Genomic DNA, 11,276 nt, shown 5'->3' with positions numbered 1-11,276 from the left:
ATCCCCCTGATCCGGCTGCGGTCACCGCTCTCGACAGCGGTGACCGGTCGGTGACCGGCGATGTTTCACGTGAAACATCGCCGGTCACCGCCAAGGATCCGCCTCAGTTCTGCGCGGTCCACCACTCCTTCAGGGCGGCGGCGGCAGCGTCCGCCCCCATGGGTCCGTTCTCCAGCCGCAGCTCCAGCAGGAACGCGTAGGCCTTGCCGATCACGGGCCCGGGGCCGACGTCCAGGACCCGCATGATCTCGTTGCCGTCCAGGTCGGGCCTGATCGCGTCCAGCTCCTCCTGCTCCTGCAACTGGGCGATGCGCTCCTCCAGCCCGTCGTAGGTGCGGGAGAGGGCATTCGCCTTGCGCTTGTTGCGCGTGGTGCAGTCGGAACGGGTCAGCTTGTGCAGGCGCTCCAGCAGCGGCCCGGCGTCACGGACGTAGCGGCGCACCGCCGAGTCGGTCCACTCCCCGTCGCCGTAGCCGTGGAAGCGCAGGTGCAGCTCCACCAGCCGGGCCACGTCCTTGACCATGTCGTTGGAGTACTTCAGCGCGGTCATGCGCTTCTTGGTCATCTTCGCGCCCACCATCTCGTGGTGGTGGAAGGAGACCCGCCCGTCGCTCTCGAACCGCCGGGTGCGGGGCTTGCCGATGTCGTGCAGCAGGGCGGCGAGCCGCAGTACCAGGTCCGGGCCGTCCTCCTCGAGGGCGATCGCCTGCTCCAGAACGATCAGCGAGTGGTCGTAGACGTCCTTGTGCCGGTGGTGCTCGTCACTCTCCAGCCGCAGCGCCGGCAGCTCGGGCAACACGTGCTCGGCCAGCCCGGTGTCCACGAGGAGGCCCAGGCCCTTGCGCGGGTGCGCGGACAGCAGCAGCTTGTTCAGCTCGCCCTGCACCCGCTCCGCCGAGACGATCTCGATGCGGCCGGACATCTCCGTCATCGCCGCCACGACCTCGGGGGCGACCTCGAAATCGAGCTGGGCGGCGAAACGGGCTGCCCGCAGCATCCGCAGCGGGTCGTCGGAGAAGGAGTCCTCCGGGGTCCCGGGTGTGCGCAGCACGCCTGCCCTGAGGTCCTCCAGGCCGCCGTGGGGGTCCACGAACTCCTTCTCGGGGAGCGCGACGGCCATCGCGTTCACCGTGAAGTCGCGGCGGACGAGGTCTTCCTCGATCGAGTCGCCGTAGGAGACCTCCGGCTTGCGCGAGGTCCGGTCGTAGGACTCCGAGCGGTACGTGGTCACCTCGATCTGGAAGCTTCGATCGGCGCCTTCCACCCGGGCCGCCTTCTGCACTCCGACCGTGCCGAAGGCGATGCCCACGTCCCACACCGAGTCGGCCCACGGCCTGACGATCTTGAGGACGTCCTCGGGACGGGCGTCCGTGGTGAAGTCGAGGTCGTTGCCGAGCCGACCGAGCAGCGCGTCGCGGACGGACCCGCCGACCAGGGCGAGGCGGAATCCCGCCTGCTGGAAACGGCGGCCGAGCTCGTCGGCGACAGGGGCTACCCGCAGCAGTTCGCTCACTGCGAGGGACTGTCCCTGACTCAGGACACTGGGGTGGTCTTCCATGGCGTTCGGCACAACAGAAAAGGGTACGTGCCCGGCCCGCCGGGAGCCTCCCCGTTTGTGGCCACCCCGGCTCCCGGACACTCCGGGCGGGACCCGATCATGTGGAGCAAGGCGCGGCACTCGCGCACAGCGGGCCTCGTTACCATGCGTAGACGCACAAACGACGACCACTGACACTTCGAGGGACGGGCGAGCGCGTGGCCGAGGCGGCAGACATCCAGGGGGCGCCCGCTCCTGCCCGGCGACGCTGGCTGCGGCGCGCCGTCGTCCTGCTCGCCGGGACCCCGGTACTCGCCGCCCTGGTCTACTCACCCGCTCCCGAGGCCCAGGCCGCCGACGCGGCGGCCTCCACCGTCGATGTCCAGCTCGACGGCCTGACGCCCGCCGCCCCGGTCAAGGGCGACACCCTCACCATCTCCGGCACCGTGGTCAACAACGGCCGCGAGAAGATCACCGACGCGCACGTGGGCCTGCGGGTCGGTCCGGCCCTGGGGGACCGCACCTCCATCGACGAGGCGGCGGAGCGCGGGGGCTTCCGGGCGGGCACCGATCCCGCCGAGATCGACGCCGAATTCGCCGTGAAGATCGATGCGCTGCCCTCGAAGGTGTCCCAGCCCTTCACCCTCAAGGTTCCGGTGAACAAGCTGGAACTGGACAAGGACGGCGTCTACCAGCTGGGAGTCTCCCTGTCCGGGGAGACCGAGAGCCGCCCCTCCGAGCAGGTCCTGGGCATCAAGCGGACCTTCCTGCCCTGGCAGCCGGAAGCAGCGGCCAAGCGTTCACAGCTCACCTACGTGTGGCCGCTGATCTCCAGCACGCACCTGACGGCGGAGACCGGCTCGGACGAGCTGCAGACCCCCGTCTTCCTCGACGACAGCCTGGCCGACGAGCTGCGGCCGGGCGGCCGCCTGGAACAGATGGTCTCGCTCGGCAAGGAGCTGCCCATCACCTGGGTGATGGACCCCGACCTGCTCTACACGGTCGACGCCATGACCAAGGGCTACCGGGTCCGCGCCGAGGACGGCCGCATCGTCCCGGGCAAGAACAAGGCCATCGCCGAGCAGTGGCTGAGCTCGCTGGAGAGCGCCGTCCAGGGCAAGAAGGTCGTGGCGCTGCCCTTCGCGGACCCCGACATCGCCTCGCTCGCCCACCGCGGCAAGGACGTCTCCGGGACGCTGGGACAGCTGCGGCCCGCCACCGACAAGGCGAAGCAGGCCGTCGAGACGGTCCTGCACGTCCCCGCGACCACCGATTTCTCCTGGCCCGTGGAGGGAGCGATCGACCCCTCGATCGTCAACGTCGCGACATCGGCGGGCGCCCACAACGTCCTCACCCGCAGCGACAGCCTCCAGGAGACCGGCGCCCTCGGCTACACCCCGTCGGCCGCCCGTCCCATCGGCGCCGGCACGACCGCCGTGGTCGCCGACGCAGACCTCTCCACCGCCTTCCAGGGCAACATGCTCGGCGCCGGCGACTCCACCCTCGCGGTGCAGCAGTTCCTCGCCCAGACCCTCGCCCTGAACCTGCAGAAGACCGACAACCAGCGCAGCTTCGTGGTGGCCCCGCAGCGGACGCCGAGCGCCAGCCAGGCACAGACGATGGCCGCCGCGGTACGGAATTTGCAGTCCGGCCGCTGGACCCAGCCGGCCGACCTGGAAGCCGCGGCCGCCAGCACGCCCGACCCGCGCGCCGCCACCCAGGTCCCGGGAGCCGGCCAGTACCCCGAGGCCCTGAGCAAGCAGGAACTGCCGGTCTCCGCCTTCGAGAAGATCCGTACCACCCAGAGCACCCTCGACCACTTCAAGGTGATCCTGACCGCGCCCGACCGCGTGGAGATCCCCTTCGGCAACGCCACCAACCGGGAGATGTCCACCTCCTGGCGCGGTCGCCCCGACGCGGCGCGGGACTACCGGGACCAGGTGCAGCAGTACCTGATCGGCCTCACCGAGAAGGTCAAGGTCATCCCCAAGTCCGACGCCACCCTCTCCGGCCACAGCGCGACCATCCCCGTCAGCGTCCAGAACAGCCTCGTCCAGGACACGCACAACCTGGTCCTGCGCGTGAAGTCCGCCAACCCGACCCGACTGACGTTCAAGGACGGCGGCGAGGCCCAACAGGAGGTCGCCGTCCAGGGTGGGCACAGCCAGACCGTAAAGTTCACCGCCAACGCCACTGCGAGCGGCCCGGTCGAGGTGACCGCGCAGCTCTACACGACCGACGGCGTCCCCTACGGCAAGGCACGCAAGTTCACCGTGGAGGCCACCGAGGTCACTCCCACCGTCATGCTCGTCATCGCCGGCGGCGTTCTCCTCCTCGTCCTGGCCGGCATCAAGATGTACGCCAGCCGCAAGCGCGTCGCGGCACGCGCCGCCGCGGAAGAGGAGAGCACGCAGCCGAGTGACGAGTCACCGGACACCGGACCGCAAAGCGCGGACCCGTCCGGCCCGGGTGAGACAGTGGACCGTTGAGCGATGCCGTGGCCGGTCGGCCTGGGGACGATGAGGTGGGGTTTCGATGAACGCGCCGTACGAAGGTGACCGCGCGCAGGGCACTGGCGGGCCCGCGCCCTCCCAGGGCACTGCTCCCGGCGCCCCGGTGCCGGGTCAGGTTCCCGCACCCGCTCCCGCACCGGACCACGACCCGTACGTCCAGGACGCCTACGCCTACGACCCGTACCGGTCGCAGGACCTGTCAGCCCAGGACCCCGTGGCCGAGGTCCTCTACGACCGGGCCTCGCACCCCCCGCCCCCGCCCGGTACCTACCAGGAGCCCGGACCGCTCTACGCGGCCCCCCAGGCCCCCTCGTACGCCCCGGACCCGCGGGTCTGGGCGCAGACCCCGCCGCCCGAGCCGGACGGCCCCTCCCGGCACCTGCCCTACGGCGACCACGCCACCACCACCCAGTTCGTGGGCGTGGACTCGCTCGTGACCGCTGCCGCCGACGAGGATCCGCAGCCCGACGCCTTCGCACACCTCTACCGGGACCAGGAGGCGGCGCCCCGTAGCCCCGCCGAGGACGCCCCCGTGGCGGCCCCGGCTCCCGGCAAGCCCGCCGGCCGCGCTTCCAGCCTGCTCAAGTCCAGCGCCCTGATGGCCGCCGGCACGATCGTCTCCCGGGTCACCGGGTTCCTGCGGACCCTCGTGATCGCGGGCGCCATCGGCGTCGCCACCCTCAACGACAGCTACCAGGTCGCCAACACCCTGCCGACGATGATCTACGTCCTGGTCGGCGGCGGCGCCCTCAACGCGGTCTTCATCCCGCAGCTGGTCCGCGCGATGAAGAACGACAAGGACGGGGGAGAGGCCTACGCCAACCGTCTGCTGACCCTCGTCATGGTCCTGCTGGGGGCCGTCACCGTCATCTGTGTGCTCGCGGCCCCGCTGTTCATCGGGATGATGTCGCAGAAGATCGCCGACGACCCGCAGCGTCTGGCCGTGGCCGTCGCCTTCGCCCACTACTGCCTGCCCACGATGTTCTTCATGGGCGTGCACGTGGTCCTCGGTCAGATCCTCAACGCCCGCGGCCGCTTCGGCGCGATGATGTGGACCCCCGTCCTCAACAACATCGTCGTCATCAGCACCTTCGGCGCCTTCATCTGGGCCTTCGGCGGCTTCACCACCACCGGCGTCACCGAGGCCGGCATCACTCCCGACGGCGTCCGCCTGCTGGGCCTGGGCACCCTGCTCGGCCTCGTCGTCCAGTCCCTGGCGATGGTCCCCTACCTTCGCGACGCCGGCTTCAGGCCGCGCCTGCGGTTCGACTGGAAGGGCCACGGGCTCGGCAAGGCCGCCGGCCTCGCCAAGTGGACGTTCTTCTTCGTCCTCGCCAACCAGCTCGGCCTCATCGTCGTCACCCAGCTCGCCACCTGGGCCGGCGAGGTCGCCGACAAGCAGGGCCACGGCGGTACCGGTATCACCGGCTACAACTACGCCCTGCTGCTCTGGCAGATGCCGCAGGCCATCATCACCGTCTCCGTCATGACCGCCGTCCTGCCGCGCATCTCCCGCTCCGCTCACGACGGCGACGCGGCCGCCGTCCGCGACGACATCTCCTACGGTCTGCGCACCTCGGCCGTGGCGATCGTGCCCTGCGCCTTCGCGTTCCTCGCCCTCGGCGTCCCCATCTCCGGACTCCTCTACGCCGGATCCGGCGAGCAGAGCGCGCAGAACATCGGATTCATCCTGATGGCCTTCGGCCTCGGACTGATCCCCTACTCCGTCCAGTACGTCGTCCTGCGCGGCTTCTACGCCTACGAGGACACCCGGACGCCGTTCTACAACACGGTCATCGTCGCCGCCGTCAACGCGGGCATCTCCTCCCTCGCCTTCCTCGTCCTCCCGGCCCGCTGGGCCGTCGTGGGCATGGCCGCCGCCTACGGCCTCGGCTACGCGGTCGGCGTCGGCGTCGCCTGGCGCAGGCTGCGCACCCGGCTCGGGGGCGACCTCGACGGGGCGCACGTGATGCGCACGTACACCCGGCTCATCGGGGCCTGCGTCCCCGCCGCCGTGGTCGCGGGAGCGGTCGCCTTCGCGGTCCTGCGCTTCCTCGGCAGCGGGGCCCTCGGATCCCTCGCCGCCCTGGTGGCCGGCGGCATCGCCCTGCTGGCGGTCTTCGTCATCGCCGCCAAGCGGATGCGCATCGAAGAGCTCAACGCCATGGTCGGGATGGTCCGCGGCCGCCTGGGCCGCTGATGCCCGCGCCCGCGGAGGGACCGCCCCCGCTCCTTGGCGTGTCGTGCAGAGCGCCGGACTGTGGGCACAATTGGCATGGCTTCACAGACTGGCCGACAGCGCGCAACGAATGGGGAGGCGGGGACGACGGTGGCGGAACGTAGCACGGCTGCCGTCGACGTGGCCGACAACGGCGGCGAAGAGCCGCCGGCCGCTGAGGCGGCCCAGGTCACGGCCGACGGACTGGACACCCAGGACGGACGAGCCGCGGACGGACCCATGCCCGAAAAGGACGCTGATCGCGTCGGCGCGGCACCCGCGGCCGCACCCGAACTCCACAGCGGTCACAAGCTCGCCCGGCGCTACCGCCTGGAAGAGTGCGTCACCCGTCTGGACGGATTCAGCAGCTGGCGCGCGATGGACGAGAAGCTGCGCCGGGCCGTGGGGGTCCACCTGCTGCCCGCCGACCACGCACGGGCCCGTGCCGTACTGGCCGCCGCCCGCTCCTCCGCCCTGCTCGGCGACCCCCGGTTCGTCCAGGTCCTCGACGCCGTGGAGGAGAACGACCTCGTCTACGTCGTCCACGAGTGGCTGCCCGACGCCACCGAGCTCACCGCGGTCCTCGCCGCCGGCCCCATGGAGCCGCACGAGGCCTACCAGCTCGTCAGCCAGGTCTCCCAGGCCATGACCGCCGCGCACCGAGAGGGCCTGGCACACCTGCGACTGACCCCGAGCGCCATACTGCGCACCTCCTCGGGCCAGTACCGGATCCGCGGCCTCGCCGTGAACGCCGCACTGCGCGGCATCACCAGCGAGACCCCCCAGCGCGCGGACACCGAGGCGATCGGCGCCCTGCTCTACGCCGCCCTCACCCAGCGCTGGCCGTACGAGAACGACGCCTACGGCCTCACCGGCCTGCCCAAGGGAGTCGGCCTGGTCGCCCCCGACCAGGTCCGCGCGGGAGTGCACCGGGGACTGGGCGAGCTCGCCATGCGCGCCCTCGCCAACGACGGGGCCACCGCCTCCCGTCAGGAACCCGCCTGCACCACCCCGGAGGAGCTGTCGAAGGCCGTCGCCGCGATGCCCCGCATCCGGCCCCCGGAGCCCACGTTCACCGCGCCCCCGGAGTACCAGCACACGACCTACCAGCAGGGCAGCTACGGACGGCCCGCGGCCCCCGGCATGCCCACCGTCCAGACGATCTCCGCCGTCCCCCCGCCGCCGCTCCAGAGCCGTACGGGCCGGGCCCTCAAGTGGGGTGTCGCGGCCCTGCTGATCGCCGCCCTCGGCCTGGGAAGCTGGCAGCTCGCCGACACCCTGCTGGACCGGGGCAACCAGGGGAGCAACGGCGGCAACCAGACCCCGCACACCAAGGGCGACGACACCCCGGTGAAGACGGAGCCGGTCCTCCACCCCGTCGCGGGCGCCCGCGAGTACTCGGTGGACGACAAGGACCAGGACCCCGACGGTGTCAAGAACACCTTCGACGGGGACGCCACCACGTACTGGCGCACCAAGTCCTTCCGCGACGGCCCCGAGATGAAGGCCGACTACAAGGCCGGTGTCGGCATCGTCTACGACCTCGGCTCCGAGCAGGAGGTCAAGGCCGCCTCGATAGCGCTCCGGTACGCCGGCGACCACTCCACCGTGACGCTGTACGCCGCCGATTCCCTGTCCCCGTCGGCCAAGATCGGCTCCATGCCGAAGATCGCCACGGCCAAGACCTCGGACAGCTCCCTCGATCTGACCGCCGACAACGCGGTGAAGACCCGGTACGTCCTCGTCTGGATCACCGCGATGCCGTACGCGGGCACCGATACGTACAGCGGGGCCGGGTACAAGCAGGCCATCACGGACGTGAAGTTCACGGGCTGAGGGACAGCCGGGGAGGGGCCCACCGTTGGACGAGACCACGGCCGACGGCCGCAGCGACCAGGAACTCCTGTCGCTGCACGCCGCCGGAGATCCGGATGCCTTCGGAGAGCTCGTCCGACGGCACCGCGACCGGCTGTGGGCAGTGGCGCTGCGCACGCTCGGCGACCGGGAGGAGGCCGCCGACGCCGTGCAGGACGCCCTCGTCTCCGCCTACCGCGCCGCACACACCTTCCGCGGTGAGTCCGCGGTCACCACCTGGCTCCACCGCATCACCGTGAACGCCTGCCTGGACCGGGCCCGCAAGGCCGCCTCCCGCCGGACGGCACCCCTGGACGACACCGACCGCCTGGAGCGCCTTCTGGAGCCCCACGAGTCCGCAGAGGCCCCGGCGGAGCGCCAGGACCTCCATCGCCAGCTCCTGGCCGCCCTGAGCACCCTCCCCGCCGAACAGCGGGCCGCGCTCGTCCTCGTCGACATGCAGGGATACCCCGTGGCCGAGGCCGCCCTCGTACTCGGAGTCCCCGTCGGCACCGTGAAGAGCCGATGCGCCCGCGGCCGGGCGAAACTCGCCCCGCTGCTCACTCATCTGCGCACGCATACCGGGGATAACACCGAGGTCGGGCGGGGAAGGAACCGGACACCGGGGACAACCGTCCCACCGACGGCAGACCACGGGGGCCCGTCCCCCGATCCGAGCGCAGTGAAGGGCGGAGGTGGACGAGCGTGAGCCCCACGACCGGCACGGTCAGGCACCCAGACGTCTCGGAGATCTCCGAGCTGGCGGAAGGCCTCCTCTCCCCGGCCCGTACGGCCGAGGTCCGCGCCCATCTCGCCGACTGCGCCCTCTGCGCCGACGTACGCGCTTCCCTGGAGGAGATCCGCGCCCTGCTCGGGACGCTCCCCGGGCCCGCCCGGATGCCCGCCGACATCTCCGGCCGGATCGACGCGGCCCTGGCCGCCGAAGCGCTGCTCGACGCCACCACCCCGGTCGGCGCCGGCGCGCCCGCCGGCCGGAGCGGACCGTCCGACGGGCGTGCGGACACCGATGTTTCACGTGAAACACCTCCCCCCGCCCCGCTCGGCGGAACGGGCGCCATGACGCGGCCCTCCGGTCACCCGGCCGGCCCCACCGGCCCCGGCCGCCGTCGTGCCCGCCGCCGGATCGCCCTCGCGGGCGGCCTGCTCGCCGCCTGCGCCGCCGGCGTCCTGCTGTTCAACCTCACCTCCGGCCCGCAGGACGCGCAGGACATGTCCGCCCGCCCCGACGTCGGCAGCGCCCAGGCCCGGTCCGGAGCGCACCCGTACACGGCGCAGGGGCTCCAGGGCAGTGTCCGGGAACTCCTCGCCTCCGCAGGTCCGCAGAAGAAGGCACCTGAGCAGCAGAACAACACGTTCGGGGCGGAGAGCGGCTCTCCGCCCGCGCCGGAGCTCGCGCCCGGCGACCGCGAAGCACCGGATGTTCCCACCTGCGTCCAGAAGGCCACCGGCCGTACCGAGAGCCCCCTGGCCTTCGAGACCGGCAGCTTCCAGGGATCCGACGTCTTCCTCCTCGTCCTGCCGCACCCGGGCGACCCGGCCTCCGTGGACGCCTATGTCGTCGGCTCCGCCTGCGTCGCCACCCCCGGGGCCCCCGTCGAGAAGCCCCTGCTGACCAGCACCTACCCCCGGAGCTGAGCCGCTCGGGAACCGGGAGGGAAAGCTCGGGAATGCACGCGTCGTAGGATCCGTTGGGTGGGTGAGAGTCCACACCGGCCCCCCGGTAGGCAGCAGGCAGTCCGTAGAGACGAGGAAGTAACCCGTGAGCGACGTACGAAACGTGATCATCATCGGATCCGGGCCGGCCGGCTACACCGCCGCCCTGTACACCGCACGCGCTTCGCTCAAGCCCCTGGTCTTCGAAGGTGCCGTCACCGCCGGTGGCGCGCTGATGAACACCACGGAGGTCGAGAACTTCCCCGGCTTCCAGGACGGGATCATGGGGCCGGACCTCATGGACAACATGCGCGGCCAGGCCGAGCGCTTCGGCGCCGAGCTGGTTCCGGACGACGTCGTGTCCGTGGACCTGACCGGTGAGATCAAGACCGTGACCGACACCGCCGGCACCGTGCACCGCGCCAAGGCAGTGATCGTCACGACGGGCTCCCAGCACCGCAAGCTCGGCCTGCCCAACGAGGACGCCCTCTCCGGCCGCGGCGTCTCCTGGTGCGCCACCTGCGACGGCTTCTTCTTCAAGGACCACGACATCGTCGTGGTCGGCGGCGGCGACACCGCGATCGAGGAAGCCACCTTCCTCTCGCGCTTCGCCAAGTCCGTCACGATCGTCCACCGCCGTGACTCCCTGCGCGCCTCCAAGGCCATGCAGGACCGCGCCTTCGCCGACCCGAAGATCAAGTTTGCCTGGGACAGCGAGGTCGCCGCGATCCACGGCGACCAGAAGCTCTCGGGTCTCACCCTGCGCAACACCAAGACCGGTGAGACCTCCGAGCTGCCCGTGACCGGCCTCTTCATCGCCGTCGGCCACGACCCGCGCACCGAGCTCTTCAAGGACCAGCTGGATCTCGACGCAGAGGGCTACCTCAAGGTCGACGCCCCCTCCACCCGCACCAGCCTCACCGGTGTGTTCGGAGCGGGCGACGTCGTCGACCACACCTACCGTCAGGCCATCACCGCCGCGGGCACCGGCTGCTCCGCCGCCCTCGACGCCGAGCGCTTCCTCGCCGCCCTCGCGGACGCCGAGAAGGCACACGCGACGGTCTGACACCCGTAAGCACCACCACACCCCACTCGACGCAGGAAAAGAAGGAGGCCGCTGTGGCCGGCACCCTCAAGAACGTGACCGACGCAGACTTCGACACCCAGGTCCTCGGGAGCGACAAGCCCGTCCTCGTGGACTTCTGGGCAGCCTGGTGCGGTCCGTGCCGCCAGATCGCTCCCTCCCTCGAGGCCATCGCGGCCGAGTTCGGGGACCAGATCGAGATCGTCAAGCTCAACATCGACGAGAACCCGGCCACGGCTGCCAAGTACGGCGTCATGTCCATTCCGACGCTGAACGTCTACCAGGGCGGCGAGGTCGCCAAGACCATCGTCGGCGCCAAGCCGAAGGCCGCGATCCTGCGTGACCTCGAGGACTTCATCCAGGCCCCCAAGGCCGTCTGACGGTCCGATCTTTCAC

The 11,276-nt window shown here is 71.1% G+C and carries 8 protein-coding genes; 7 read left to right on the top strand and 1 reads right to left on the bottom strand.

The genetic code is table 11. The features are described from left to right. Positions 1–103: 103 nt before the first annotated feature. A complete protein-coding gene (locus ABZY44_RS12735) occupies positions 104–1,570 on the bottom strand; it encodes a CCA tRNA nucleotidyltransferase (RefSeq protein ID WP_356652840.1) in 1,467 nt (488 codons plus the stop codon). A gap of 185 nt (positions 1,571–1,755) precedes the next feature. Between ABZY44_RS12735 and ABZY44_RS12730 the strand changes: the two genes are divergently transcribed. From ABZY44_RS12730 to trxA, 7 genes are all read left to right on the top strand, one after another. Beyond that, the gene (locus ABZY44_RS12730) at positions 1,756–4,026 is read left to right on the top strand and encodes a DUF6049 family protein (protein ID WP_356652838.1); all 2,271 of its coding nucleotides are present in this window, start codon (positions 1,756–1,758) and stop codon (positions 4,024–4,026) included. Positions 4,027–4,072: 46 nt separating this feature from the next. After that, on the top strand, positions 4,073–6,250 hold the full coding sequence (gene murJ / locus ABZY44_RS12725) for a murein biosynthesis integral membrane protein MurJ (protein ID WP_356652836.1): 2,178 nt from the start codon (positions 4,073–4,075) through the stop codon (positions 6,248–6,250). 129 nt (positions 6,251–6,379) lie between these two features. Continuing rightward, positions 6,380–8,104, top strand: coding sequence for a protein kinase family protein (locus ABZY44_RS12720; RefSeq protein ID WP_356652834.1), 1,725 nt, complete (start codon positions 6,380–6,382; stop codon positions 8,102–8,104). 25 nt (positions 8,105–8,129) lie between these two features. Beyond that, complete coding sequence (sigM, locus tag ABZY44_RS12715; RefSeq protein WP_356652832.1) at positions 8,130–8,831, top strand: RNA polymerase sigma factor SigM; 702 nt, start codon at positions 8,130–8,132, stop codon at positions 8,829–8,831. Further along, the gene (locus tag ABZY44_RS12710) at positions 8,828–9,778 is read left to right on the top strand and encodes a zf-HC2 domain-containing protein (protein WP_356652830.1); all 951 of its coding nucleotides are present in this window, start codon (positions 8,828–8,830) and stop codon (positions 9,776–9,778) included. Before sigM ends, ABZY44_RS12710 begins: the two co-directional genes overlap by 4 nt. Before the next feature lie 124 nt (positions 9,779–9,902). Continuing rightward, complete coding sequence (trxB, locus tag ABZY44_RS12705) at positions 9,903–10,862, top strand: thioredoxin-disulfide reductase (protein WP_356652828.1); 960 nt, start codon at positions 9,903–9,905, stop codon at positions 10,860–10,862. A 53-nt stretch (positions 10,863–10,915) separates the two neighbouring features. After that, positions 10,916–11,260 (top strand): thioredoxin, encoded by a 345-nt coding sequence (gene trxA / locus ABZY44_RS12700; protein ID WP_356652826.1) that lies wholly within the window; start codon positions 10,916–10,918, stop codon positions 11,258–11,260. Positions 11,261–11,276: the final 16 nt, after the last annotated feature.

This window comes from Streptomyces sp. NPDC006544 (assembly GCF_040611715.1).
Taxonomy (GTDB): domain Bacteria; phylum Actinomycetota; class Actinomycetes; order Streptomycetales; family Streptomycetaceae; genus Streptomyces.
Note: the sequence above shows the minus strand (reverse complement) of the source record. Positions and strands in the feature narration are given on the sequence as shown.